Origin of the sequence: Promicromonospora sp. NPDC060204 (assembly GCF_042728455.1) — a bacterium.
Lineage (GTDB): Bacteria > Actinomycetota > Actinomycetes > Actinomycetales > Cellulomonadaceae > Promicromonospora.
The window spans coordinates 1-23903 of the sequence record NZ_JBHWZO010000079.1 but is presented as its reverse complement, the minus strand read 5'-3'; the positions used below and the strand labels follow the sequence as shown (position 1 = coordinate 23903).

The 23903-nt window shown below is 72.4% G+C and carries 22 protein-coding genes, 7 tRNA genes and 1 pseudogene; 16 read left to right on the top strand and 14 right to left on the bottom strand.

All coding sequences use genetic code 11. The features are described 5' to 3' along the window. Positions 1-81: 81 nt before the first annotated feature. The 3 genes and pseudogenes from ACFWEJ_RS12460 to ACFWEJ_RS12450 form a co-directional block, all read right to left on the bottom strand. Positions 82-243 (bottom strand): annotated as a pseudogene (locus tag ACFWEJ_RS12460) (HIT family hydrolase); the annotation flags it as partial. Positions 244-265: 22 nt separating this feature from the next. Further along, positions 266-2293 (bottom strand): threonine--tRNA ligase, encoded by a 2028-nt coding sequence (gene thrS, locus ACFWEJ_RS12455; RefSeq protein ID WP_377229515.1) that lies wholly within the window; start codon positions 2291-2293, stop codon positions 266-268. A gap of 130 nt (positions 2294-2423) precedes the next feature. Next, positions 2424-2609, bottom strand: a complete 186-nt coding sequence (locus ACFWEJ_RS12450) for a hypothetical protein (protein WP_377229514.1) — start codon at positions 2607-2609, stop codon at positions 2424-2426. A gap of 178 nt (positions 2610-2787) precedes the next feature. Between ACFWEJ_RS12450 and ACFWEJ_RS12445 the strand changes: the two genes are divergently transcribed. Both ACFWEJ_RS12445 and ACFWEJ_RS12440 read left to right on the top strand, forming a co-directional pair. Continuing rightward, positions 2788-4569 (top strand): cation:proton antiporter, encoded by a 1782-nt coding sequence (locus tag ACFWEJ_RS12445; RefSeq protein WP_377229513.1) that lies wholly within the window; start codon positions 2788-2790, stop codon positions 4567-4569. A gap of 9 nt (positions 4570-4578) precedes the next feature. Further along, the gene (locus tag ACFWEJ_RS12440; protein WP_377229512.1) at positions 4579-5283 is read left to right on the top strand and encodes a tyrosine-protein phosphatase; all 705 of its coding nucleotides are present in this window, start codon (positions 4579-4581) and stop codon (positions 5281-5283) included. Positions 5284-5294: 11 nt separating this feature from the next. On the opposite strand, the gene ACFWEJ_RS12435 is transcribed toward ACFWEJ_RS12440, so the two are convergent. The 5 genes from ACFWEJ_RS12435 to ACFWEJ_RS12415 form a co-directional block, all read right to left on the bottom strand. Beyond that, entirely contained in the window at positions 5295-8801 is a 3507-nt protein-coding gene (locus tag ACFWEJ_RS12435) for a glycoside hydrolase N-terminal domain-containing protein (RefSeq protein WP_377229511.1), read from the bottom strand. 296 nt (positions 8802-9097) lie between these two features. Then, positions 9098-9172 (bottom strand) — tRNA-Val (locus ACFWEJ_RS12430). A gap of 1 nt (position 9173) precedes the next feature. Beyond that, positions 9174-9244, bottom strand: a tRNA-Cys gene (locus ACFWEJ_RS12425). Between the two features lie 25 nt (positions 9245-9269). Further along, a tRNA-Gly gene (locus tag ACFWEJ_RS12420) sits at positions 9270-9341 on the bottom strand. 201 nt (positions 9342-9542) lie between these two features. Beyond that, positions 9543-10421 carry a S1 family peptidase gene (locus ACFWEJ_RS12415; RefSeq protein ID WP_377229510.1) on the bottom strand — a complete coding sequence of 293 codons (879 nt, stop codon included), beginning with the start codon at positions 10419-10421 and terminating at the stop codon, positions 9543-9545. Between the two features lie 215 nt (positions 10422-10636). Here ACFWEJ_RS12415 and ACFWEJ_RS12410 point away from each other — a divergent pair, with 215 nt between their 5' ends. From ACFWEJ_RS12410 to ACFWEJ_RS12400, 3 genes are all read left to right on the top strand, one after another. Next, complete coding sequence (locus ACFWEJ_RS12410; RefSeq protein WP_377229509.1) at positions 10637-11035, top strand: PPOX class F420-dependent oxidoreductase; 399 nt, start codon at positions 10637-10639, stop codon at positions 11033-11035. A gap of 108 nt (positions 11036-11143) precedes the next feature. After that, complete coding sequence (locus ACFWEJ_RS12405; RefSeq protein WP_377229508.1) at positions 11144-11710, top strand: dihydrofolate reductase family protein; 567 nt, start codon at positions 11144-11146, stop codon at positions 11708-11710. A 31-nt stretch (positions 11711-11741) separates the two neighbouring features. Continuing rightward, a complete protein-coding gene (locus tag ACFWEJ_RS12400; protein ID WP_377229507.1) occupies positions 11742-12578 on the top strand; it encodes an MBL fold metallo-hydrolase in 837 nt (278 codons plus the stop codon). 65 nt (positions 12579-12643) lie between these two features. Here ACFWEJ_RS12400 and ACFWEJ_RS12395 read toward each other — a convergent pair. The 3 genes from ACFWEJ_RS12395 to ACFWEJ_RS12385 form a co-directional block, all read right to left on the bottom strand. Next, positions 12644-12715 (bottom strand) — tRNA-Val (locus ACFWEJ_RS12395). An 11-nt stretch (positions 12716-12726) separates the two neighbouring features. Next, positions 12727-12797, bottom strand: a tRNA-Cys gene (locus ACFWEJ_RS12390). Positions 12798-12861: 64 nt separating this feature from the next. Continuing rightward, a tRNA-Gly gene (locus ACFWEJ_RS12385) sits at positions 12862-12933 on the bottom strand. Between the two features lie 191 nt (positions 12934-13124). Here ACFWEJ_RS12385 and ACFWEJ_RS12380 point away from each other — a divergent pair. The 8 genes from ACFWEJ_RS12380 (at position 13125) to ACFWEJ_RS12345 (ending at position 19429) form a co-directional block, all read left to right on the top strand. Further along, positions 13125-14192 carry a chorismate-binding protein gene (locus tag ACFWEJ_RS12380; RefSeq protein ID WP_377229506.1) on the top strand — a complete coding sequence of 356 codons (1068 nt, stop codon included), beginning with the start codon at positions 13125-13127 and terminating at the stop codon, positions 14190-14192. Positions 14193-14237: 45 nt separating this feature from the next. Further along, positions 14238-15101: a helix-turn-helix domain-containing protein gene (locus ACFWEJ_RS12375; protein ID WP_377229505.1), complete on the top strand. Its 864-nt coding sequence runs from the start codon at positions 14238-14240 to the stop codon at positions 15099-15101. Beyond that, the gene (locus ACFWEJ_RS12370; protein ID WP_377229504.1) at positions 15098-15484 is read left to right on the top strand and encodes a VOC family protein; all 387 of its coding nucleotides are present in this window, start codon (positions 15098-15100) and stop codon (positions 15482-15484) included. The genes ACFWEJ_RS12375 and ACFWEJ_RS12370 overlap by 4 nt, the downstream gene beginning before the upstream one ends. A gap of 64 nt (positions 15485-15548) precedes the next feature. Further along, on the top strand, positions 15549-16139 hold the full coding sequence (locus tag ACFWEJ_RS12365; RefSeq protein ID WP_377229503.1) for a dihydrofolate reductase family protein: 591 nt from the start codon (positions 15549-15551) through the stop codon (positions 16137-16139). A 13-nt stretch (positions 16140-16152) separates the two neighbouring features. Further along, complete coding sequence (locus ACFWEJ_RS12360) at positions 16153-17001, top strand: aminotransferase class IV (protein ID WP_377229502.1); 849 nt, start codon at positions 16153-16155, stop codon at positions 16999-17001. A gap of 82 nt (positions 17002-17083) precedes the next feature. Continuing rightward, a tRNA-Val gene (locus tag ACFWEJ_RS12355) sits at positions 17084-17155 on the top strand. 210 nt (positions 17156-17365) lie between these two features. Beyond that, positions 17366-17623 carry a hypothetical protein gene (locus tag ACFWEJ_RS12350; protein ID WP_377229501.1) on the top strand — a complete coding sequence of 86 codons (258 nt, stop codon included), beginning with the start codon at positions 17366-17368 and terminating at the stop codon, positions 17621-17623. Between the two features lie 192 nt (positions 17624-17815). Continuing rightward, positions 17816-19429: a beta-1,3-glucanase family protein gene (locus ACFWEJ_RS12345; RefSeq protein WP_377229500.1), complete on the top strand. Its 1614-nt coding sequence runs from the start codon at positions 17816-17818 to the stop codon at positions 19427-19429. A gap of 76 nt (positions 19430-19505) precedes the next feature. On the opposite strand, the gene ACFWEJ_RS12340 is transcribed toward ACFWEJ_RS12345, so the two are convergent. Continuing rightward, the gene (locus ACFWEJ_RS12340; protein ID WP_377229499.1) at positions 19506-20087 is read right to left on the bottom strand and encodes a dihydrofolate reductase family protein; all 582 of its coding nucleotides are present in this window, start codon (positions 20085-20087) and stop codon (positions 19506-19508) included. 86 nt (positions 20088-20173) lie between these two features. Between ACFWEJ_RS12340 and ACFWEJ_RS12335 the strand changes: the two genes are divergently transcribed. Both ACFWEJ_RS12335 and gap read left to right on the top strand, forming a co-directional pair. Next, positions 20174-20632, top strand: a complete 459-nt coding sequence (locus tag ACFWEJ_RS12335; RefSeq protein WP_377229498.1) for a protein-tyrosine phosphatase family protein — start codon at positions 20174-20176, stop codon at positions 20630-20632. 145 nt (positions 20633-20777) lie between these two features. Beyond that, complete coding sequence (gene gap, locus ACFWEJ_RS12330; RefSeq protein ID WP_377229497.1) at positions 20778-21776, top strand: type I glyceraldehyde-3-phosphate dehydrogenase; 999 nt, start codon at positions 20778-20780, stop codon at positions 21774-21776. Between the two features lie 93 nt (positions 21777-21869). Here gap and ACFWEJ_RS12325 read toward each other — a convergent pair whose 3' ends face one another. Next, the gene (locus ACFWEJ_RS12325) at positions 21870-22847 is read right to left on the bottom strand and encodes a GlxA family transcriptional regulator (protein WP_377229496.1); all 978 of its coding nucleotides are present in this window, start codon (positions 22845-22847) and stop codon (positions 21870-21872) included. Positions 22848-22916: 69 nt separating this feature from the next. Here ACFWEJ_RS12325 and ACFWEJ_RS12320 point away from each other — a divergent pair, with 69 nt between their 5' ends. Further along, the gene (locus tag ACFWEJ_RS12320; RefSeq protein ID WP_377229495.1) at positions 22917-23381 is read left to right on the top strand and encodes a GNAT family N-acetyltransferase; all 465 of its coding nucleotides are present in this window, start codon (positions 22917-22919) and stop codon (positions 23379-23381) included. Between the two features lie 11 nt (positions 23382-23392). On the opposite strand, the gene ACFWEJ_RS12315 is transcribed toward ACFWEJ_RS12320, so the two are convergent. Beyond that, positions 23393-23903: substrate-binding domain-containing protein (locus tag ACFWEJ_RS12315; RefSeq protein WP_377229494.1), on the bottom strand; the 511-nt coding region annotated here is incomplete at its 5' end.

The window sequence follows — 23903 nt, the reverse complement described above, 5'->3', positions numbered from 1 at the left end:
ACGCCCGGCGAGTTCCGCGAGTTCCTCTCGCCGCTCGACTGAGCCCCTGGCGGGGGGGGGGGGGGGCCCGCCCCCCCCCCCCCCCGCCGGGATGCGGCAGAACGGGCACTGCTGGGTGGTCCCGTCGGCCGGCTTGTCCTGCCCGCCGATGTAGACCATGCGGTGCGGCGTCCAGAGCCGCTGCAGGCCGTCGTCGGAGGGACCGAACGCCGTCGGCGACTCGGGAAGGGGCTCGCTGTTCATCCGCGGACGACCTTCGGGCCGGTCAGACCTGCACCCGGTCGCTGACCGCCTTCACGATCCGCTCGATCGCCTCGGCGACCGGCACCCCGTTCTCCTGGGTGCCGTCACGGAAGCGGAACGACACGGCGCCCGCCTCGACGTCCTCCCCGCCCGCGATGAGCACGAACGGGACCTTCTCCTTGGACGCGTTGCGGATCTTCTTGCCGAACCGGTCGTCGGACAGGTCGAGCTCGGCGCGGATGCCCTGGGCGCGGAGCTGGGCGACGACGTCCTTGAGGTAGTCGTCGAAGGCGTCGGCCACGGGCACGGCGAGCACCTGGACGGGCGCGAGCCAGGCCGGGAACTGGCCGGCGTAGTGCTCGATGAGCACGCCCATGAACCGCTCGATGGAGCCGAACTTGGCCGAGTGGATCATGACCGGCTGCTGGCGGGTGCCGTCCGCGGCGGTGTACTCCAGCCCGAAGCCCTTGGGCTGGTTGAAGTCGTACTGCACGGTGCCCATCTGCCAGGTGCGGCCGATGGCGTCCTTCGCCTGCACCGAGATCTTGGGGCCGTAGAACGCGGCGCCGCCCGGGTCGGCCACGAGCTCCAGGCCGGTCTCGCGGCCCACGCGCTCCAGGATCTCCGTGGCGGAGGTCCAGTCCTCCTCCGAGCCCACGAACTTGTCCGGCTTGGAGTCGTCGCGCGTGGACAGCTCCAGGTAGAAGTCGTCCAGGCCGAAGTCGCGCAGCACGCTGAGCATGAAGTCGAGCAGGTGCTTGACCTCGCCCGGCGCCTGCTCGGGCGTCACGTAGGAGTGCGAGTCGTCCTGGGTCAGGCCGCGCACGCGGGTCAGGCCCTGCACGACGCCGGACTTCTCGTACCGGTACACCGACCCGAACTCGAACAGGCGCAGCGGCAGCTCACGGTAGGAGCGCCCGCGCGAAGCGAAGATCAGGTTGTGCATGGGGCAGTTCATGGCCTTGAGCCGGTACTTGGACCCCTCGAGGTCCATCTCCGGGAACATCGTGTCCGCGTAGTACGGCAGGTGGCCCGAGGTGTGGAACAGCCCGTCCTTGGTGATGTGCGGGGTGCCGACGTAGGAGAAGCCCTCCTCGATGTGGCGCTGGCGGACGTAGTCCTCCATGACCCGCTTGATCACACCGCCCTTGGGGTGGAACAGCGGCAGACCCGAGCCGACCTCGTCGGAGAAGCTGAACAGGTCCATCTCGGCGCCGATGCGGCGGTGGTCGCGGCGCTCGGCCTCGGCCAGGCGCTCCAGGTACGCCTTCAGCTCGTCCTTGGACGGCCACGCCGTGCCGTAGACGCGCTGGAGCATCGGGTTCTTCTCGCTGCCGCGCCAGTAGGCGGCGGCGTTGCGCATGAGCTGCACGCCGTTGCCGATCAGGCGGGTGTTCGGCAGGTGCGGGCCGCGGCACAGGTCCTTCCAGACCACGGTCTCGCTCTCCCGGCCGGCGCCGCGCACGTTGTCGTAGATGGTCAGCTCGCCGCCGCCCACCTCGACGTTCTCGCCGCTGTCGCCGTCGGCCGCGCCGCCCTTGAGCCCGATCAGCTCCAGCTTGTACGGCTCGTTCGCCAGCTCGGCGCGCGCCTCGTCCTCGGTGACGACGCGGCGGCGGAAGGTCTGGCCCTCCTTGATGATGCGGCCCATCGTCTTGTCGAGGGCCTTGAGGTCCTCGGGCGTGAACGGGGTCTCGACGTCGAAGTCGTAGTAGAAGCCGTCCGTGACGGGCGGGCCGATGCCCAGCTTCGCGTCCGGGTTGACCTGCTGCACGGCCTGCGCCAGCACGTGCGCGGCGCTGTGCCGCAGCACGGCGAGGCCGTCGGGCTCGCCGATGGTCACCGGCTCGACCTTGTGGCCGGCCGGGATCTCGCGGTCGAGGTCCCACAGCTCGCCGTCAACGCGCACGACGACGACGTCGCGGCGGTCGCCGTACAGCTCGACGCCGGTGGTCGTGGCCGTGGTCGTCGTCGCCTCCGTGGAGTTCTGCGCCGGGGTCTCGCCGGCGGCGAGGTCGGTAGGGCTGGGCGGCGATGCGACGTCGGACACAGGAGTGCTCCTTGGAGAACGGAAGACGAAATGGATCGAGGGGCGCCGCCCATACGGACGGTGCCCCTCGATCGTACCGATACAGTGCCGGTCCCGTGCCCGCGGACGCACCCGCGGGCGGGACGGCGGATCAGCTGTCGCGGAAGTCCTTGGCCTTCTCGCCCAGCGAGTCGATCGCACCGTCGGCCTTGTCGGGCGCGAACTCCTTGAGCTTGTCGGTAGCGGCGTCGACGTTCTCGTCGGTGAGCTGCTCCTTCGCCTTGGCGACGTTGTCCGGGTCGGTCACGAACTCCTTGGCCTTGTCAAAAAGCCCCATGGTTCGACTCCTCTTCGACACTGGCACACCAGGTGCGCCCCCTGCGCACGACGGGGTCCCGCCGGCACCCCGAACCTACGCGCAGCGGGCCCCGCGCGCGCGGTAACACCGGCCCACCTGGTATCTCGCAGGGCTGAAAAAGTCGGCGGGCGACGCCGCCGTCTCGTAACGTCAGCCTGTGGAGTACCTGATCGTCGCAGTCGTCGCCGCCATCCTGATCATCGCCGTCACCTCGCTCGCGCCCAGGGCGGGCGTCGCGGCCCCGCTGGTCCTGGTGGTGCTGGGCGCGGGCGTCAGCCTGCTGCCGTGGGTGCCGGCGGTCGAGATACCGCCCGAGGTGATCCTCGGCGGCGTGCTGCCCCCGCTGCTCTACTCCGCGGCGGTCGGCCTGCCGTCGATGGACTTCCGGCGGGACTTCACGGCCATCGGCGGCCTGTCCGTCACGCTCGTGGTGATCAGCTCGGTGCTGCTCGGCCTGCTCTTCCGCTGGCTGATCCCCGGGATCGACCTCGCCACGGCCATCGCGCTGGGCGCCATCGTCAGCCCGACCGACGCCGTGGCGACCTCGATCGTGAAACGGCTCGGGGCGTCCCCGCGCGTCGTCACCATGCTGGAGGGCGAGTCGCTGCTCAACGACGCGTCCGCCCTGGTGCTGCTGCGGTCCGCGATCGCGGCCACCGCGGCGTCGGTCAGCCTGTGGGAGGTCGTGGGCGACTTCGCCTACGCCGCCCTGGTGGCCGTGGCGATCGGCGTGCCCGTCGGCTGGCTGGGCCTGCGGGTGCGCCGCCGGCTGGGCCACGCCGCGCTGAGCACCGCCATGTCGTTCGTGGTCCCGTTCGTCGCCTACATCCCGGCCGAGGAGCTCGGCGCGTCCGGCCTGGTCGCCGTCGTGGCGGCGGGCCTCGTCACCGGCAACGGCTCGCCGCGCTACCTGCGCCCGCAGGACCGGATCGCGGAACGCTCCAACTGGCACACCGTCGAGCTGCTGCTCGAGGGCGCCGTGTTCCTCATCATGGGCATCGAGCTGTTCGCGCTCATCGAGGACGTGGAGTCGGGGACCGGGTCCGTCTGGCAGGCCGTCCAGGTCGCCGCGATCGCCGCTGTCGCGATCCTCGTGGTGCGTGCCGCGTTCGTCACGCCGCTGATCGGCATCCAGGCGCGCCGGGCCCGACGGGGCGAGGCCGTGCGCGAGACCCTCACCGCGTTCCAGGACCGGATCGACCAGCGTGCGGCCGCGGCCCCGCCCGCCTCCGCCGAACCGGAGCAGGGCACGGGCCGGCGCAAGGGCCGCCGCTCGACCGCCGAGCGCCTGGAGCGGATCCAGGGCACCCTGCGGCGCCGGACCGCCGACATCGACTACGACCTCGCCCGGCCGCTCGGCTGGCGCGAGGGCACGCTGCTGGTCTGGGCGGGCATGCGCGGTGTGGTGACGCTCGCGGCGGCGCAGACCCTGCCGGGCGGACCCGACGGCACCCCGCACCGGTCGTTCCTCATCCTGGTCGCCTTCGGCGTCGCGTTCGGCACGCTCCTGGTCCAGGGCAGCACCCTGCCGTGGGTCACGCGGCGCCTCGGGCTCATCGAGCAGGACACGGCGGGCGACCTGCCCGCCCTGCGGCGCGAGACGGAGCAGGCGGCACGCGACTTCCTGGCGGACCCGCGCCGCCCGGACGGCACGCCGTACGACGCCGGCGTGGTCGCCCGCGTGCGCAAGGACACGTACCGGGAGCACGAGTCGCAGGACGAGGACGCGGTGCTCACCAAGGACCGCTTCATCCAGTACCGGGAGCTGCGGCTCGCGACGATCACCGCCCAGCGCGAGGAGCTGCTCGCCGCGCGCTCCGCCGGTACCTACGACTCGGCCCAGCTCGGCAACGCCCTGGAGCTGCTGGACGCCGAGCAGATCGCCGTCGAGATGCGCAAGGGCAGGTTTTCCCTGCGCGAGGAGGACCCGGAGCGCTAGCCTCCGGACGTGACGGACTACACACCGCTGCATCTGGACTGGCCGGGCTGCCTGAACGTCCGCGACCTCGGCGGGCTCCCGCTCACGGGCGGCGGCGCGATCCGCGGGCGCGTGCTCGTGCGCTCCGAGTGCCCCAGCTACCTCACCGACGCCGGCGTCGCCGCCGCCGCGGCCTACGGGCTGGGGCGGATCATCGACCTGCGCCGGCCCGAGGAGCTCGTGGAGTGGCCTAGCCGGCTGGCGGGCGGGACGACCCTGCACCTGCCCGTGCAGGACCCCGGCGACCCCGAGGAGGGCCCCTGGGTGCACCTCTACCAGGGGATGCTCGACCGGCGCCCGGAGCTGTTCGCGCGCGCCGTGGCGGCGATCGCGGACGCGCCCGAGGGGCCCGTGCTGGTGCACTGCGCCGCCGGCAAGGACCGCACGGGCCTGGTCGTCGCGCTCGCCCTCACGCTCGCCGGGGCCGACGTCGACGCCCTCGCCGACGACTACGAGGTCACCAACGAGCGGCTCGCGCCCCGGTACGTCGAGCGGGAGGCCGAGCCCGGCTACGACCGGCCTGCCGAGCGCCGGGTGCCGCCCACCCGGCACGTCATCCTCGGGGCGCTGGAGCACCTGGACGCGCGGCACGGCGGCGTCGAGGAGTACCTGGCCCGGGGCGGGCTCACCCCGGGCCACGTGCGCGCGTTGCGCGCGAGGCTGGTACAGAACTAGCCCCCCGGGCCCTAGCTCCCGGGGAAGACCAGCTCCTGCCACCGGCCCGCCTCGTCCGCCGTCAGCGCCCGGGCGAAGATCGCCAGCCGGTCGACGCCGCCGGACTGCCGCTCGCCGCCGTCCCGGTTCGCGCCGACGTGCAGGGTGCGTGACGTGCACGCGTTCGCCGCCTCGTAGCCGCCGATCGTGGCGGTGGCTGCCTGCGCGCCGTCGACGTACACCGTGATCAGGCCGGTGGTCGAGAGGGTCACGACCAGCTCGAACCAGCGGCCGGTCGGGACGACGGCGCTCGTCGTCGTCCCCGTGCCCGCCGTGATGACGCGGACGTTGTTCGACGGCGTCGTGTCGATCATGATGCCGTCGGAGTCGCTGCTCGCCGACCGGTGGTCGAACAGCCGCCGGTGGCCGGACTGACCGCTGTCGATCCGGAACTCGCCGGCGAACGTCGACTCCTCCAGGTACCCGAGCGGGAAGGGTTCGGCGCTCGTGACGTAGCCCGTCGTCGCAAGCTGCTGGGCCGCACCGGTCGGCCCGTCGGCGAGCACGCCGAGCGTGCCCTCGACCCGCCAGTCGCGGCCGTTGCCGGACGCGTCGCCGTCGGCGTCGCCACCGAGGTTCCACGCGACGAGGGTGCCGTCGGGACCGGGTACCGGGCACGGCGTCGGCGGCCGCACGCCCACCACCGCCGTGCGGCTGAGCGAGACGTCGCCCGCGGTCAGCGTCGCGGTGATCGGCGACTGCCCCGTGGTGCTGCCCGCGCCGACGGTCACGGTGACGGTCCGCTCGACGCTCTCGCCGGGCTCGATCGTGCCCAACGTGAGCTCCGCCGGCTCGGCCGACCACTGCGGGTAGCCGGGCGCCGTGTCGTCCGGGACCGTGACCCGCACGGCCGCGTCCTCGACCGGCTCGGCGCCGATCGCCTCGGCGCGCACGGTGACCGGGATCTCGTCGCCCGACGTCGCCGTCGCGGGCGCCGTGACCGACAGCGACGCCGTGGCCTTCGCCACGTACCGCTTCCCGGCCTGCCCCTGGAAGACCACGACGCCGTCCTCGACCGTCGACGCGACAGGCCGGCCCTTGTGGTCGGTCAGCGTGAACAGGCCCGGCTGGAAGATCTGGTTCCCGACCCGCAGCTCGCCGTCGTCCGCGGGGCGGATCTCGATCCGCCGGACCGAGCCGTCCGCCCACGTCGCGTCGACCTCGACGTCGCCCCTGGCCTTCAGACCCGAGTACGAGCCGTCCGGCCAGGCCGTGGGCAGCGCGGGCAGCACGTCGATCCGCCCGGCCTGGCTCTGCAGCAGCATCTCCGCGACGCCGGACGTCGCGCCGAAGTTGCCGTCGATCTGGAACGGCGGGTGGTCGTCCCACAGGTTGTCCAGCGTCGAGCCCTTGAGCTGCTCGGAGAGCAGCTTGTGCGCGCGGTCGCCGTCGAGCAGGCGCGCCCAGAAGTTGATCTTCCATGCCTTCGACCAGCCGGTCCCGCCGTCGCCGCGTCCCTCCAGCGTGGTGCGGGCGGCCTCGGCGAGCTCCGGCGTCGCGGCGGGTGAGACGGCCGTCCCGGGGAAGAGCGCGTAGAGGTGGGAGACGTGCCGGTGCTGGTTGGACGGGTTGTCGAGCGCCTGCTCGACCTTCCACTCCTTGAGCTGGCCCCACGACCCGACCGCGAGGCCCGGGTAGATGCCCTGCAGCTTCTCGTCGAGGTCGGCGAGGTAGGCGGCGTCGTCCTCGCCGGTGAGCTCGGCGGCGGCCGCGGCGGAGGTCAGCAGCTCGGTGACGATCTGCTGCGAGATCGACGCGCCGACCGTGAAGTCGCCCTGCTCGGGCGAGTAGCTCGGCGTGACCACGTAGGTGCCGTCCGTGTCGCGCACCAGGAAGTCGATCCAGAACTCCGAGACCGCCTTGAGCATCGGGTAGGCGCGCTCCCGCAGGAACTGCTCGTCGCCGGTGAACAGGTAGTGCTGCCAGTAGTGCTGCGCGAGCCACGCCGCGGCGTCCGGCTGCCAGAACGACTGCGGGTACTGGTGGAACCCGGTGAAACCGTAGGGGTTCGTCTCGTTCCCCACGACCCAGCCGCGTGCCCCGTACATCTGGCTCGCCGTGACCGTTCCCGGGGCGACCATCGAGTCCACGTAGTCGAAGAACGGCTGCGTGGTCTCGGCGAGGTTCGTGGTCTCGGCCGGCCAGTAGTTCATCTGCAGGTTGATGTTCACGTGGTAGTCGGCGTCCCACGGCGGGTTGTTGACCCGGTTCCACACGCCCTGCAGGTTGGCGGGGAGCGAGCCGCCGCGCGAGGACGAGACCAGCAGGTAGCGGCCGTACTGGAAGTACAGCTCCTCGAGCGCCCGGGCGCTCTCGGCGTCGATGGTCGACCGGTACTCCGCCAGCAGCTCGTCGGTGGGGATGTCGGGGAGCCGGGCGCCGAGGTCGAGCTCCACCCGGTCGAAGAGGCCCCGGTAGTCGCTCTGGTGCCGCTTCAGCAGGCTCTTGAAACCGCGGCCGGACGCCGCGTCCACCGCCCGGGTGACCTGCGCGTGGGGGTCGACGCCGGTGCGGTAGCCGGCCGCGTGGTCCATCGCGAAGTCGGTGGCGGCGCCGAGCACGAGCGTGACGGAGTTCGCGCCCCGGACGCCGATGGTCCCGTCGCCGGCGGTCACCGACCCGCCGCTGTTGAGCACCCGCAGCTGCGACTCGAAGCGCAGCCCGTTGTTGGCCAGCCGCCCCGCCGTCGTGAGCCGCCCGCCCGCGGCCGTCTGGCTCACCGCCGTCCGCCCGGCAGGAAGGTTGAGCCGCGCGTCGAAGCCGATCCGGCCGCGCTCGTCGGCCGTCAGGCGCACGACGACGACGTCGTCGGCCGCGGAGGCGAAGTACTCGCGGGTGTAGCCGACGCCGTCGGCGGTGAACGATGTGGTCACCACCGAGTCGCCGATGTCGAGCTGCCTGCGGTAGTCGCTCGCCTCCCCGATGCCCGTCATGGTGAGGTCGAGGTCACCGAAGGTCTGGTACGACCCGAAGTTGAGCTTCGGCTTGCCCAGCAGGTCCGCCATCGTCTCGGGGGCGACGCCGCCGGTCGGCGACTGCGCGATGAGCTGCCGGGCCTCCTCGATCGTCCCGGGCCCGCGGCCGTCGGTCCAGTTGCCGTAGTCGTAGCCGCCCTGCGCGCCGGGTCCCCCGGTCCAGAGGCTCTTCTCGTTGAGCTGGAGCTTCTCGTCGGTGACGCCCCCGTAGACGACGGCGCCCAGGGCGCCGTTGCCGATCGGCAGCGCCCGCTGCTCCCAGTTGCGCTGGTGGTCGCCGGCGGTCGACAGCGGCTCGTCGAACCAGATCGTGTCGGGCGCCCCGTCGAGGCGTGGTCGGTCGTCCCGCACGGGCATGTCCTCCGGTGCTGTTGTGCCCTTGGGGGCGGTCGTGGTCGCGCCCCCTGGGGCGGCCGCGGCGGGAACCGCCGCAGCAGCGGACGCCGGTGCGGCGAGCAGCAGCGCCAGTGCTGCCGCGATCGCGCGTCGAGGTGGGCGGCGCATGAGAAGTGGGATCGAGCGGCAGGTCATCATCGGCCTCCGGACCATCGACGTCGTCGTCGTCTCCTGCGCCACGTGGACGCCGGGCGGTGCTCGCGAGCATTCAAGCAACGCGCCCGGAGTGGTGTCAACCAAACAGCTGATGTTTCCTTGCCCTTCCCGCCTCAGATACCCAGCAGACGGGGCGATTCAGTCGGCACTCGCACCGAGAGATCCGATGTATGGGTCGGTCCGCCGGCACCGGACATGCGAAAGGCCCCCTGGCCTGCGTCTCCGCGGGCCAGGGGGCCTTTCCGTGCTGGTGGGCGATACTGGGATCGAACCAGTGACCTCTTCCGTGTCAGGGAAGCGCGCTACCGCTGCGCCAATCGCCCGAGGTGGGTACGGGATTCGAACCCGTGTGTACGGCTTTGCAGGCCGCTGCCTCGCCTCTCGGCCAACCCACCGTGCTCCCCACCAAAGCGGGTATCGAGCGGATGACGGGACTTGAACCCGCGACCCTCACCTTGGCAAGGTGATGCTCTACCACTGAGCTACATCCGCGCTATGACCATCCTGGACCCTTCGGTCCTGGCGTGGTGACGCTCCGGAAGAGTAGTTCACAAACGGCGTGCCGGTCCAATCGAAATCGCCGCGCCACCTGCGCGGGCTCCCGCGCCGCCGAACGGCGCGCGAACGGCGCCCGTGCGGCGCCGCCGGAATGGCCCGGCGACGCCGCTCGCGCAGGTCAGGAACGGGTGCGTGTCAGTAGATCGAGACGCCGTACGCGCTGAGCGCCTCGGTGACCGGCTGGAAGAACGTGGTGCCGCCCGAGGAGCAGTTGCCGCTGCCGCCGGACGTGATGCCCAACGCCGTCGACCCGCTGTACAGCGCGCCGCCGGAGTCGCCGGGCTCGGCGCAGACGGTGGTCTGGATCATGCCCGACACGACGCCCTCCGCGTACCGGACGGACACGTTCAGCGCGGTGACCGTGCCGGAGTGCACGCCGGTCGTGGAGCCGTCGCGGGTGACCCGCTGACCCACGGAGGCGTTGCCCGCCGTGTAGCCGCCGGGGTGGCTCAACGACGTGTTGTCGTACCGCACGATCGCGTAGTCGTTGCCGGGGAAGCTGGAGCCGACGGTGGCGCCCACCAGGGTGGTCTGCGCCGAGTTGGTGTACCAGGTCGGGACCGCGTTGCCGCAGTGCCCGGCGGTGATCAGGTAGTACTGGCTGCCGCTGCGGACGTTGAAGCCCACCGAGCAGCGGTACCCCGAGCCGTAGATGGCGTCGCCCGAGCCCAGCAGCGGCTTGAAGGTACCGGGCGCGCGCCTGATGGTCAGAGCGTCCGCCTTGGAGCCGGCCGCCTTGCGGAGCGTGCTCAGCTCGGCCGCGGTGACCGTCGAGTCCGCGGTGACCACGACCTTCCCGGTAGCCGGGTCCGTGTACCAGGCGACGCCGTCCACGTCCGCCGCACCGACGGCGGCGTTCACCGTCGCGAGCTCGGCGGCCGTGGGCTTGTCGGGTGCGGCCGAGGCCGCCGGTCCGGCCAGGCCGGACACCGCGAGGCCGAGCCCGGCGGTGAGTGCGATCAGTCGGGCCCGCCGAGCGGGACCGGGGCGGAGAGCGGTGCGAATGAACGTCATTGCATCCTCCTGGGGTGATGGACCCGCTGGCGGCGGGCCCTGCTCGGCGAGGACGGATCGTCGTCCGCGCCGTCTCACTGACCCCGAGTGTGACGTGTGGCACATTTCACCCACAAGACCCCAAAGCAGATGTAACCGGCAGGAAACGAAAACAGCCTCTTTCAAGGTGGTTTCACCCCCGGCAGCGCTTGCGCGGGCGGGCTATGTTCGGCGGCATGAGTGCTTCCGACATCATCCCCGCCCACCTGATGCACCTGCTCGAGGCGCCGAACTACGCGTTCCTCGGCACGATCCGCCCCGACGACACGGTCCAGGTGAACCCGATGTGGTTCGACTTCGACGGCGAGACGCTGCGCTTCACGCACACCACGTACCGCGCCAAGTACCGCAACCTGCAGCACAACCCGTCGATGAGCCTCGCGATCCTCAACGACGAGAACGCCTTCAACTACATCGAGGTGCGCGGCAAGCTCGTCGAGGTGGTCCCCGACCCGACCGGCGAGTTCTACGTGCACCTGGGCAAGCGGTACGGCAACGCCGCGCAGCAGCCGCCCGCGGACAGCGCCGACCGCGTGATCCTGGTGATGAGCATCGAGCACTACACGACGCAGTAGGCGGGTCACGGACGGCGGGCCGCTCAGCCGGCGGGCCGCCGTCCACCGATGAGTTTCCTCGGCGCGGCCGGTCACCACGGCAGAGACCGAATCCGAGGGGAGAGACCCATGCAGAAGCTCATGGTGGACTTCATCATCTCGCTGGACGGTTACGCGGCCGCGGAGGGCTGGCCAGGGTTCTGGGGCCTGGAGGGCCCGGAATACCTCGCCTTCCTCGGGGAGGACGCCGAGAACCAGCACACCACCCTGATGGGCGCGACGACGTACCGCGTGATGACCACGCTGATGGCCGACATCCCCGAGGACCCGCTCGCCGACATGCCCAAGGTGGTCTTCTCCTCGACCCTGACGACGCCGCTGTCCTGGGCCAACACCGAGCTCGTCACCGGCGACGCCGTCGAGGCGGTGCGCAAGCTCAAGGAGACCTCCGACCGCCCCCTGCGCACGCTCGGCAGCCTCAGCCTGTGCCGGTCGCTGCTGCTCGCCGGCCTGGTGGACCGCTACCGGGTGGTCGTGTTCCCGGTCGTCACGGGCGCCAGCGGCAAGGAGCGGATCTTCGACGGGTACCCGGACGTGGCGATGGAGCTGGTCGAGCACCGCACGTTCGACGGCCGCCTGCAGCTGCTGGACTACGTGCCGACCGTGATGGACGGCCCGCCCGGGACGGGCAGCTGATGCCGGGCACCGGCGGACGGGAGAAGACGCCATGCTGACGCAGGTGGCGGACGGCGTGCTGGTCCACCGGAGCGAGCTGCTCCGGAACAACACCGTGGTCGTGCGGGGCAAGGACGGCGCACTGGTCGTTGACGCCGGGATCACGGGCGCCGAGCTGACCTGCCTCGCGAACGACCTGGAGGAGCTCGCGCTGCCGGTGGTCGCGGGCTTCTCGACGCACCCCGACTGGGACCACGTGCTCTGGCACACCGGGCTCGGCGAGGCCCCCCGCTACGGCACGGCCCGCTGCGCCGCGGACCTGCGCGACCTCCGGGCGGACGACGCGTGGCGGGCCCGCGTGACCGAGGGACTGCCGCCGGAGATCGCCGACGACGTGCCGCTGGACCTCTTCGGGCTGGTCACCGGCCTGCCCGCCGGGACGCCACGGATCCCGTGGGACGGCCCCGACGTGTGGGTCATCGAGCATCCGGCGCACTCCCCCGGGCACGCGGCACTGCTCGTCGAGGAGTCCGGCGTGCTGGCCGCGGGCGACATGCTGTCCGACGTCTTCGTGCCGATGCTCGGCGACTTCACCGACACGAGCGACCCGGTCGAGGAGTACCTCGCCGGGCTGCGGGCGCTGGAGGACGTCGCGGACGACGTCGAGGTGCTCGTCCCGGGCCACGGGTCCGCCGTCGCCGGGAAGGACGCGATCCGGGCGCGGATCGAGCTGGACCGCGCGTACCTGCACGCCCTGCGGGACGGCCGCACCCCTGATGACCCGCGCATCGGCGGGATCGAACCGGGCTGGGAGTGGGTGGGCGCCATCCACGAGGGGCAGGCGGCCGGATTCGCGCGGTGGACGGAGCGGCAGGGCACGGCCGGCTAGGACTCCGCACATGCGAAAGGCCCCCGGGTCGGCGTCTCCGCCGGCCTCGGGGGCCTTTCTGCGCGTGGGCGATACTGGGATCGAACCAGTGACCTCTTCCGTGTCAGGGAAGCGCGCTACCGCTGCGCCAATCGCCCGTCGTGCTGCGAGGTGGGTACGGGATTCGAACCCGTGTGTACGGCTTTGCAGACCGCTGCCTCGCCTCTCGGCCAACCCACCGCTCGGCCAGACCGCAGCCGACGGCTGCTCTCTTCAGCCGAAATATCACGAGAGCGACTTTCCGAGCGGATGACGGGACTTGAACCCGCGACCCTCACCTTGGCAAGGTGATGCTCTACCACTGAGCTACATCCGCGAAGCCGGGCATCCTGGGGTTTCCCCCGGTGTTCCGGCGTTCTGAACATTAATCGAACGGAGGGCGAACCGTCCAATCGCGCGCGCCGCCCGTACGGTTGTCCCGTGTCACCCCGCCCGGCCCATCTGCCCGCAAACCGCACGATCCCACCGGTTTCGTCCCGCCCCGGCGCTCCCCCGGCCCCGGCCGACGTGACGGGCGCCACCGGCTGGGCCAGCTTCGCCGGACGCGTCGCCACGGACGCCGTCGAGTGCGTGGACGTGCACGAACACCCGGAACGGCTCGAGACCGGCACCTGGTTCGTCGTCGCCGACTTCGAGGGCCGGGCCCGCGCGTGGCGGTTCGCCCAGGTGCACGACGCCGGCACGGAGCCCGCCAGCACCTGGCACGGACCGGCGTCCGACACGTGGACCACCTCCATGGACCAGGCCGCCTACGAGGCCGCCGTCGAGCGGGTGCGCGAGTACGTGCGCGAGGGCGAGGTCTACCAGGCCAACATCTGCCGGGTGCTGTCCGCTCCCCTGCCCGGCGGCGCCGGCGGGAACGCCGCGAGCGCCGAGCCCGACGCGCGGGCGCTCGCCGCCCGCCTCGCCGCGGGCAACCCGGCCCCGCACGCGGCCGCCGTCCACGTCCCCGCCGCGAGCGGGCTGGACCCGGTGTGGGTGGTGAGCGCGTCGCCGGAGCTGTACCTGTCGCTGGCCGACGGGCCGGACGGGACGTTCGTGGAGTCCGGCCCGATCAAGGGCACCGCCCGCACCCCCGAGGGCCTCACGGACAAGGACCGCGCCGAGAACGTGATGATCACCGACCTCGTGCGCAACGACCTGCAGACCGTCTGCCGCCCGGGCACGGTCGAGGTCACCTCGCTCCTCGCCGTCGAGGAGCACCCAGGTCTGGTGCACCTGGTCTCGCGCGTGCGCGGTGTCCTGGCCGACGACGTCGTCCGGCCCGGCGAGCTGTGGCGCCGTCTGCTGGCCGGCACCTTCCCGCCCGGGTCGGTCTCGGGCGCCCCGAAGTCCAGCGCGCTGCGGATCATCCGCGAGCTGGAGACCGCCCCGCGCGGCCCGTACTGCGGGGCCGTGGGCTGGGTCGACGGCGGCCGGGCGTCGCTCGCCGTCGGCATCCGGACCTTCTGGTGGGCCGACGGCGTGCTCCGGTTCGGCACGGGCGCCGGGATCACCTGGGGCTCCGACCCGACGGCGGAGTGGCACGAGACGGAGCTCAAGGCGGAGCGGCTGGTCGCGCTGGCGTCCTCGTAGCAGTCCGGCCGGCCGGGTGTCGGTGGCCCGGACTACCGTGGAGGCGTGGCGCACGTCCCCGGCTCCGGGGTCCCGGAGGTCCTCGCTCCCTACGTCTCCGCCGTCGTCCCGTACGACCTCGACCTGGGAGCCCCGGGCGTGCACCGGGGCATGCCCGGCACGGGCGTGACGTTCGAGCTGCCGCTGGACGAACCGCTCGACGTCTCGTGGGCCGGCTCCGACGGATCGCGGCGGCAGGCCTGGTCGTGCGTGTCCGGGCTGCACACCCGGCCCGCCGCCATCCACCACGGCGGCCGGCAGCGCGGCGTCAGCGTGTCCCTCACGCTGCGGGGCGCCCGGGCGCTGCTCGGCGTGCCTGCGGGCGAGCTCGCCGGCGAGCTGACGGACCTGTCCGAGGTCGCGCCCCACCTCGCGCACCTGCCCGAGTTGCTCGCCGCGTCCTCCGACGGTGCGGCCCCGGACGGCGCGGCCGTCGTACGGGTCCTGGTCGAACACCTCGCGCGGGCCGGGGAGCCAGGCCCGCGGGCCGACGTCGCGCGGGCGCTGGCCGGCATCGCACGCGGCGGCCAGGTCCGCGAGGTCGCGGCCGAGCAGGGGTGGAGCCGCCGTCGCCTGCAGGACCTCGTCCGCGCCGAGTGCGGGCTCACGCCCCGCGACCTGCGACGCGTGGCGCGCCTCGCCCGCTCGCGCCGCGCGATCGTCGTCGCCGCCCGGTCGGGGCGCGTGAGCCTGGCCGACGTCGCCGCGTCGGCCGGGTACGCCGACCACGCCCACCTGACCCGGGAGTGGGTGGCCCTGGGCGGCTGCACCCCGAGCACCTGGCTCCGGGAAGAGTTCCCGTTCGTTCAAGACGTCGCCGACCCGCCCCGGGCATCGTGGGAGACACCCGAACGAGGAGGACCACGATGAGCACCGGACTCTGGGTGACCCTGTCCTACCGCGACGCCGACGCCGGCCTGGCCTGGCTCAAGGCCGTCGGCTTCACGGAGCGCGCCGTCTACCGGGACGACGCCGACCCCGCCGTCGTCCAGCACGCCGAGCTCGCCTGGCCGGAGGGCGGCGGCGTCATGCTCGGCACGCACCGGCCGCGCCCCCAGTGGCCAGAGCAGGCGGGGACCGGCTCGGCCTACGCGGTGACCGACGACGTCGACGGCACCTACGAGGCGGCGCTCGCCGCCGGGGGCTCCGGCCTCCGCGAGCCCGCCGACCAGGACTACGGCGGGCGGTCCTGCGTGGTGCGCGACCCGGAGGGCAACCTGTGGAGCTTCGGGAGCTACCGGGGCGAGGGCTGAGCCACCTTTCCGACGGCGCGGGCGGCCACCGATGAGTTCCGGCGGCCGCCGTCGTCGGACGGGCATGGGAATCGTGAAAGCAGACCTGGCAGTCTCGCTCGACGGCTACTCCGCGGGCCATGACCAGAGCCTGGAGCACCCGTTCGGCCCGCTGGCAGGCGAGCGCCTGCACACCTGGATGTTCGAGCACGGTGACGCGCACAAGGCCGAGGTGGACGCCATCGTCGGCGCGGGCGCGTACATCATGGGCCGCAACATGTTCACGGCCGGCCGTGGCGCGTGGGACCTGGACTGGAAGGGCTGGTGGGGTGAGAACCCGCCGTACCACGGGCCGGTCTACGTGCTCACCCACCACCCGCGCGAGTCGGTGGAGATGGAGGGCGGCACCACGTTCCACTTCGTCACCGACGGCATCGAGAGCGCGCTCGCCCAGGCCCGTGAGGCGGCCGGGGACAAGGAAATCTCCATCGCCGGCGGCGCCAACACGGTCAACGAGTACCTCGCCGCCGGGCACATCGACGAGCTGCGCCTGCACGTGGTCCCGTTCACCCTGGGCTCGGGCACGCGCGTGTTCGACGGCGTGCCGCCCATCGAGTTCTCGTCCACGAGCGTGCGGCACACGCCGGAGGTGACCCACGTGACCCTGCGCCGGTGACAGACTGGGCGGCATGACGGTCATCTGGACAGAGGGGCGCATGGTCGCGCCCGGCGAGGCCGCGCTCAGCGCGGTGGACCACGGCATCACGGTCGGCGACGGCGTCTTCGAGACCTGCGCCGTCCTGAACGGGCAGGCGTTCGCGCTGACGCGCCACCTGGCGCGCCTGGAGCGGTCGGCGTCCGGCATGGGCATGGCACCCCTGGACCTGCGCAAGGTGCGCGACGGCGTGGACGCGGTGCTGGCCGCCTCGCCGGACGCCGGCCGGCTGCGCATCACGGTGACCGACGGCATCGGGCCGCTGGGCTCGGGCCGGTCGGACACCCCGCAGACGGTCGTGGTCGCGGCGACGGAGGCCGTCGTCGTGCCCACCGGGCGGGCCGCGCGCTCTCCCTGGACCCGCAACGAGAACAGTGCCGTCGCGGGCCTGAAGACGACGTCGTACGCCGAGAACGTCGTGGCCCTGGCCGACGCGATCGGCAAGGGCGCCGACGAGTCCGTCTTCGCGAACACCGCGGGCGACCTGTGCGAGGGCACCGGCTCGAACGTGTTCCTGGAGCTCGACGGCGAGCTGGTCACTCCCCCGCTGAGTGTCGGCTGCCTGGCCGGCATCACGCGCGAGCTGCTGCTCGAGTGGGGCGCCGAGGCGGGCCTGCCCGTGCGCGAGGCCAAGGACGGCGAGCTGCCGTTCTCGGTGCTCGACCGGGTCTCGGCCGGCGAGGCCAAGATGCTGCTGACCGGGTCGGTGCGCAACGTGCAGCCGACGGTCTGGCTCGACGGCGCCGACCTGCAGATCGGCGAGCTCTCGGCGGCCGCGCGCGACCTGTTCGAGCGGAACATGCGCGAGCGAACCGACCCCTGACGCGGCCCGGCGATTCGGATTTCGCATCCGCGCTCGAACCAGGCTAATATCGTCCACGCACGCCCTACCGGGCAGGCAGCACGGGCGATTGGCGCAGGGGTAGCGCGCTTCGTTCACACCGAAGAGGTCACTGGTTCGATCCCAGTATCGCCCACCGTGCAGAAAGGCCCTCCGGCCAGCGGAAACGCTGAGCAGGAGGGCCTTTCACTTGCCCCTGGCCGCTACTGACCGGGGTTCACCAGGCCAGATCGAGCCGCATCGCCCACGGATGCGGTCGCCCAGCGCCTGTTCGCAGGCCGAACGCCTCGCGCCGAACACCGACTTCCCTGGTCACAGGGCCTGCCGGGGCAGCACGATGTGCCGCATGACTGATGCGAACGAGCACGTGCGCAACTCCCCCACCGCGGCCAATCGCTCCGCCGGCACGATCACCCTGGGACTGGCCGGGCTGCTCATCGGGCCGATCCTCCTCACCCTCGGCGCCGGCGCCGTGGGAACCGTGGCCGTGATCGTCGGCGTCGCCGCCCTCCTGATCGGCGTCGCCGCCCTGCTCGACGGCGTGCACAAGCTCGTCGAGAACCTCGACAACGCCACCCAGGCGATCCTGGACCGCCGCCCCTGACCGCCTCCCCGACCACCTTGCGCAGGAGAAAGTTTCGCCCGACTCGTGACATTGGCAGGGATCCTCACTAATATCCGATTCCCTGACAGTCCAGTAAGTACAACGGCGTGCTACCCGGATACACGAGGAGATCTCCCCATGTCACGAACCCCGTCACGTGCACGAAGGCTCAGACTCCACCCGCTCCGCAGCGTGCTCGCCGCGTTCGGCGCGCTCGCGATCACGGCGGCGGCACTCGTCGTCGCACAGCCCACCCCCGCGGCGGCCGTCCCCGCCACGATCCCCCTGACCATCACCAACGACTCCGGGCGCGGCGACCAGGTGTTCGTCTACGTCCTGGGCGACCCGGGCACCGGCCAGCTCGGCTGGGCCGACGCCGCGGGCGCGTTCCACGCCTGGCCCACCGTGGGCGGCACCCCCGTGGACGCGCCCGACGCCTCGATCGCCGGCCCGGCCGACGGGCAGTCGAAGACCATCCAGCTGCCCAAGATGTCGGGCCGCGTCTATTTCTCCTACGGCAGCAAGCTCAGCTTCAAGGTCGTCAACGACGGCCGCCTCGTCCAGCCCGCCGTCCAGAACCCGAGCGACCCGAACCGCAACAAGCTGTTCAGCTGGACCGAGTTCACGCTCAACGACTCGGGGCTGTGGATCAACAGCACCCAGGTCGACTTCCTCTCGGCCCCGTACCAGACCGGCCTGCGCAAGGCCGACGGCTCGGTGATCAGCACGGGCATGCTCAAGCCCGACGGCTACCAGAACGTCGTCAACGCCCTGGCCGCCACGCCCGGCTGGACCAACCTGGCCCACCGCGCCCCGGACGGGTCGCTGCTGCGGATCCTCGCGCCCGGGCACGCGATCGGGACCGGCCAGCTCGACGCCAACATCCTCTCGTCCTATGTGGACCAGGTGTGGGCCAAGTACACGAACGAGAACCTCACCGTGGCGCCCTACTCCTACGACCCCGCCGCAGTGTTCACCGGCCGCGTCCAGAACGGCGTTATGCGCTTCACCAACGCCTCGGGCGCGTACGTGACCGAGTTCCGCAAGCCGTCGAGCGACTCCGTCTTCGGCTGCTACAACGACCTGGCCGCGCCCAACAACGACATCGGCGCCATCGCCCGCACCCTGTGCGCCGGCTTCCACCGCTCCACCCTGCTGACCCGCACCACCCAGCCCGGCACCAGCACCACGGGGTTCTACGAGGCCTCCGTGACCGACTACTACTCCAAGTTCATCCACCAGCAGATGGCCAACGGCAAGGCGTACGGCTTCGCGTTCGACGACGTCCTGGCGCAGGAGTCCCTGGTCCACGACGGCAACCCGTCGGCCGCCTACATCCAGCTCGACCCGTTCTCCGGCGCCGCGACGCCCATCGCGGGGTCCGACGGCGGCGGGGGCGACGGCGGCAGCGGGCCGCTCCCGTCCGGCACGGGCGCGGTGCACGCGTCCAACGGCATGTGCGTGGACGTCCCCTGGGCCGACTCGTTCAACGGCAACCCGCTGCAGATCGTGAACTGCAGCGGCAACACCGCCCAGACCTGGACCCGGTCCGGCTCGACCCTGAGCGCTCTGGGCCGGTGCATCGACGTGGCGTCCGGGAGCTCGGCGGACGGCGCCGTCGTGCAGCTCTGGGAGTGCAACGGCACCGGTGCGCAGAGCTGGACCTACCAGTCCGGCAGCCAGGCCCTCGTGAACCCGCAGTCGGGCAAGTGCCTGACGGCGGTCGGGGGCTCGCCTCTGCACGACGGCCAGCGCCTGGAGATCCGCACCTGCTCCGGCGGCGCCGAGCAGTGCTGGACCTTCTGAGCCGGCGCCGTCCGGCACCGCGGTGAACGGCCCCCGACCGGCAGCTCGCCGGTCGGGGGTCGTCGCACGACACCGCTCAGCGCCGGACCGCGTACCGCAGGTGCAGGGCGCGCTTGCCCTGGACCACCTCAGGGTCCTCCAGGAGCAGGTGCCGGCCCAGGTCGGCGAAGTACGGGATGCCCGCGCCGAGCAGCACCGGGGCGAGGCTGACGCACACGTCGTCGACCAGGCCGAGCGCGAGCGCCTGCTGGGCCACGTTCGCGCTGGCGATGGTGACGTCCTTGTCGCCGGCGATCTCGCGGGCACGGGCGACGGCTTCTCCGACGTCGCCCACGAACGTGGTCCGTGGCCAGCGGTCCGCGTTCTCGGGGACGTGGTGCGTAACCACGACGACGGGGGCGCCCACAGGGTGGCTGTCGCCCCAGCCGTCAGTGATGTCGAACAGGCGCCGACCGGACACGAGCGCGCCGGTGCCCTCGGTGAGGTCGCGCAGCATCTCGGCGCTGGCCTCGTCGACCAGCAGGGAGACGCCCTCGTTGGCGCTGGGCACGCTGACCGGCCCGACCGCGTACCAGTCGAAGATGTCGTCGATGCCGTCGTCCGGGTCGGCGATGAACCCGTCCAGGGACATCGTCATGTGCGTGATCACCTTGCTCATCTCAGGCTCCCTCTTCCGGTTCTCCTCACCGTCCGACTGCGGACAACCCCATTACTCATCGCCGCCCGCCTCCCTAGGCTGGAGCGATGGATCACTGGGACATGACCGACGGCGTCGTGGAGCTGCCCGACGGGCGGCGGGTGCGCGGCACGGGGCTGCGCCGCCCGCGCGGCGAGGCTCCCGTCCCGGACTTCGCCGTCTACCTGCGGGGCCGGGACCCGCAGGTGCCGGACCGGGAGTACCGCTGGGTGCGCTGGCGCGACTTCCGCCTGCCCGACTCGACGCCGGAGGCGCTGGCCGCGCTCAAGGAGGCCCATGCCCGGGCGGCAACGGAGCGGGTGGAGATCGCGTGCGGCGGTGGGATCGGCAGAACCGGCACGGCGATGGCGGTCCTGGCGATCATGAGCGGCGTCGCTCCGGACGACGCCGTGGCGTGGGTCCGCGAGCACTACCACCCGCGCGCGGTGGAGACGCGGGCGCAGCGCAGGTGGATCGCGGAGGTGTCGGCAGCGTCCCTCGGGAGGGGGCACCACCCGGCGGAGTGATCCGCTGCAGGCCGTCGCAGAGGGCTGGCGAGATCCTTGCGACCGGTGGCCAAACCTCTGGCGGGATCCTTGCGGACAGTGGCCTTCCAGCCGCTTTCGGCCCGATGCCAAGGCGCGCAGCATGGTCGGTGACGAAAGGAAAACGATGACCCGCATCGCCATCAACGGCTTCGGCCGGATCGGACGCAACACCCTGCGCGCGCTGCTCGAGCGCGACAGCAAGCTCGAGGTGGTCGCGATCAACGACCTCACCGCCCCGGACGCCCTGGCCCAGCTGCTCAAGTTCGACAGCGCGCTCGGCCGACTGGGCCGTCCGGTCGAGGTCGACGGCGACGAGCTCGTCGTCGACGGTCACCGCATCAAGGTGCTCGCCGAGCGCGAGCCCGGCAAGCTGCCGTGGGCGGAACTCGGCGTGGACCTCGTGCTGGAGTCCACCGGCCGCTTCACCTCCGCCGACGCCGCCCGCGCGCACCTCGACGCCGGCGCCCGGAAGGTGCTGGTCAGCGCCCCCGCGGCCGGTGCGGACGTGACGCTCGCCTACGGCGTGAACACCGACGCGTACGACCCCGCGGAGCACGTGATCGTCTCCAACGCGTCGTGCACCACGAACGCGCTGGCGCCGCTCGCCTCCGTGCTGGACGACCTGGCCGGCATCGAGCACGGGTTCATGACGACCGTGCATGCCTACACCCAGGAGCAGAACCTGCAGGACGGGCCGCACCGCGACCCGCGCCGGGCCCGCGCCGCCGGCGTCAACATCGTGCCGACCACGACGGGCGCCGCCAAGGCGATCGGCCTGGTGCTGCCCAACCTGAACGGCAAGCTGTCGGGCGACTCGATCCGCGTACCGGTGCCGGTTGGCTCCGTCGTGGAGCTGAACACCACGGTCGAGCGCGAGGTCACCCGCGAGGAGGTCCTGGCGGCGTACCGCACCGCGGCCGACGGGGCGTTGAAGGGGATCCTCGACTACTCCGACGAGCCGCTGGTCTCCAGCGACATCACCGGAGAGGCGGCCTCGGCGATCTTCGACTCCGCCCTGGTCCGGGTCGATGGCAAGCACGTCAAGGTCGTCGCCTGGTACGACAACGAGTGGGGCTTCTCCAACCGCGTGATCGACACGCTGGAGCTGCTCGCCCAGGGCTGAGGCTCGCCAGGGCTGAGGCTCGGGCGGCCAAGGCGCTTCCGGGCTGATGCCCAGGATCCGGGTGGTCGGCAGACCTCTTGCCGACCACCCGGCCTACAGGTCGCCGCCCTCGGCACCGGCCGAGAACGTGTGCCGGTACTCCGTCGGCGACGTCCCGAGGATCCGGTGGAAGTGCAGGCGGAGGTTCGCCGCCGTGCCGAGCCCGACCCGGTGCGCGACCTGCTCGACGCTCAGGTCGCTGCGTTCCAGCAGCTCACGCGCCAGATCCACCCGCGCCCGCAGCACCCACTGCATCGGCGTGTAGCCGGTGTCCTGCACGAACCGCCGCGAGAAGGTGCGCGCCGAGACCCGCGCGTTGCGGGCGAGCGCCTCCAGGGTGAGCTGCTCCGCGAGGTGCTCCAGGGCCCACTCGCGTGTGTCGGCGAACAGGTCGCCGAGCGGCTCGGGCACGCTGCGCGGCACGTACTGCGCCTGTCCCCCGCTGCGGTACGGGGCGGCGACCAGCCGCCGGGCCACGTGGTTGGACAGGCCGACGCCGTGGTCGCGCCGCACCAGGTGCAGGCAGAGGTCGATGCCGGACGCCGCACCGGCCGAGGTGAGCACGCCGCCCTCGTCCACAAACAGCACGTTCTCGTCCACCTGCACCAGGGGGTGCCGCTCGCGCAGCGCCCTCGTGTAGTGCCAGTGCGTCGTGGCGCGCTTACCGTCGAGCAGCCCGGTCGCCGCCAGCGCGAACGCTCCGGTCGAGATGGCCGCGAGCCGCGCCCCGCGCGCGTGCGCCGCCTTGAGCGCGTCGACGACGACTGCCGGCGGGTCGGCGGCGGCCGGCGTCCGGTACCCGGGGACGAACACCGTGTCGGCGCGCTCCAGCGCGTCCAGCCCCTCGGCCACGTGGTACGAGAGGCCGTCGCCGCCGGTCACGAGCCCGGGCGCGGCGCCGCACACCCGCACCTCGTACGGCATGCTCGGCCGGTTCGAGAACACCTGCGCCGGGATGCCGACGTCGAGCGGCTTGGCGCCCTCCAGCACGAGGACGGCGACCTGGTGGTTCTTGCGACGGGCGGCGCTCACGCCAGGAATCCTATGCACCGCGCCGCCGCGAGGTCCGCGCCGCCGCGACGTCCGTGCCAGCATGGGCCGGTGCCGTCAGACCTCGTGATCAGACAAGCGACCCTCGCCGACGCCCCCGCCCTGTCCGCCCTGCGGTGGCGCTGGGCCCAGCCGGGCCGCACGCCCGGCGCGGGCGAGGCCCAGGAGTTCGCCGCCACGCTGGCCGGGTGGATGGACGCGCAGGGCGACCGGTCGGTGTGCCAGGTCGCGGACCTGGACGGCGACCTCGTCGGGATGGCGTGGCTCGCGCTGTTCGACCGGGTACCCAACCCGGGGGACGCCGTCCGCCGGTCCGGTGACGTGCAGAGCGTCTTCGTGGTGCCCGAGCACCAGGGGCGCGGCATCGGGCAGCGGCTGGTCGAGTCGCTCTGCGCCGCCGCCGACGACCTGGGCGTGCGCAAGCTGACGCTGGACTCCCGCGACTCCGTGATGCCGTTCTACGAGCGCCTGGGCTTCACGGCGCAGGGCACGATGATGACGCGGGCGCGCCCCTAGGCCCGGCCCGCTCAGCCCCGCCGGCGAACCGGCGCCGGTCCCGTCGACTCGCGCAGCACCAACCGGTTGACCGGCGCACGCGCGGACTCCGGTGCCGGCTCGTCACGCACCAGCGCGATCAGCCGGCGCATGGCGACCTCGCCCTGGCCCTCCCGGTCGACCGCCACCGTCGACAGCGACGGCGTCGCGAACCGGCCCAGCTCGAGGTCGTCCCACCCCACGACGCTCAGCCGCTCCGGCACGCCCCAGCCGCGGTCCAGCGCGGCGCGGACGGCGCCCGTCGCCATCGGGTCGTTCGCGGCGATCACCGCCGTGACGGGGCTGGTCTCCGCCAGGCACCGCACCGCCTCGTAGCCACACTCCGCCGACCAGTCGCCGTCGACCACGCCGTGGGACGTGAGCCCGAGCCGCTCGATCACCTCGAGGTAGACCTGCCGCCGGGCCCTGGCCGACGACCAGGCGTCCGGCCCCGCGACGTGTAGGAAGTGCCGGTGCCCGAGGCCCGCGAGGTGCTCGATGATC

Coding starts and splice junctions, on each gene's coding strand:
- ACFWEJ_RS12335 (WP_377229498.1), top strand. CDS start 20,174: ATGGATCACTGGGACATGACCGACGGCGTCGTGGAGCTGCCCGACGGG.
- ACFWEJ_RS12410 (WP_377229509.1), top strand. CDS start 10,637: ATGAGTGCTTCCGACATCATCCCCGCCCACCTGATGCACCTGCTCGAG.
- ACFWEJ_RS12340 (WP_377229499.1), bottom strand. CDS start 20,087: ATGAGCAAGGTGATCACGCACATGACGATGTCCCTGGACGGGTTCATC.
- ACFWEJ_RS12350 (WP_377229501.1), top strand. CDS start 17,366: ATGACTGATGCGAACGAGCACGTGCGCAACTCCCCCACCGCGGCCAAT.
- ACFWEJ_RS12360 (WP_377229502.1), top strand. CDS start 16,153: ATGACGGTCATCTGGACAGAGGGGCGCATGGTCGCGCCCGGCGAGGCC.
- ACFWEJ_RS12405 (WP_377229508.1), top strand. CDS start 11,144: ATGCAGAAGCTCATGGTGGACTTCATCATCTCGCTGGACGGTTACGCG.
- ACFWEJ_RS12400 (WP_377229507.1), top strand. CDS start 11,742: ATGCTGACGCAGGTGGCGGACGGCGTGCTGGTCCACCGGAGCGAGCTG.
- ACFWEJ_RS12370 (WP_377229504.1), top strand. CDS start 15,098: ATGAGCACCGGACTCTGGGTGACCCTGTCCTACCGCGACGCCGACGCC.
- ACFWEJ_RS12415 (WP_377229510.1), bottom strand. CDS start 10,421: ATGACGTTCATTCGCACCGCTCTCCGCCCCGGTCCCGCTCGGCGGGCC.
- ACFWEJ_RS12450 (WP_377229514.1), bottom strand. CDS start 2,609: ATGGGGCTTTTTGACAAGGCCAAGGAGTTCGTGACCGACCCGGACAAC.
- gap (WP_377229497.1), top strand. CDS start 20,778: ATGACCCGCATCGCCATCAACGGCTTCGGCCGGATCGGACGCAACACC.
- ACFWEJ_RS12365 (WP_377229503.1), top strand. CDS start 15,549: ATGGGAATCGTGAAAGCAGACCTGGCAGTCTCGCTCGACGGCTACTCC.
- ACFWEJ_RS12435 (WP_377229511.1), bottom strand. CDS start 8,801: ATGCGCCGCCCACCTCGACGCGCGATCGCGGCAGCACTGGCGCTGCTG.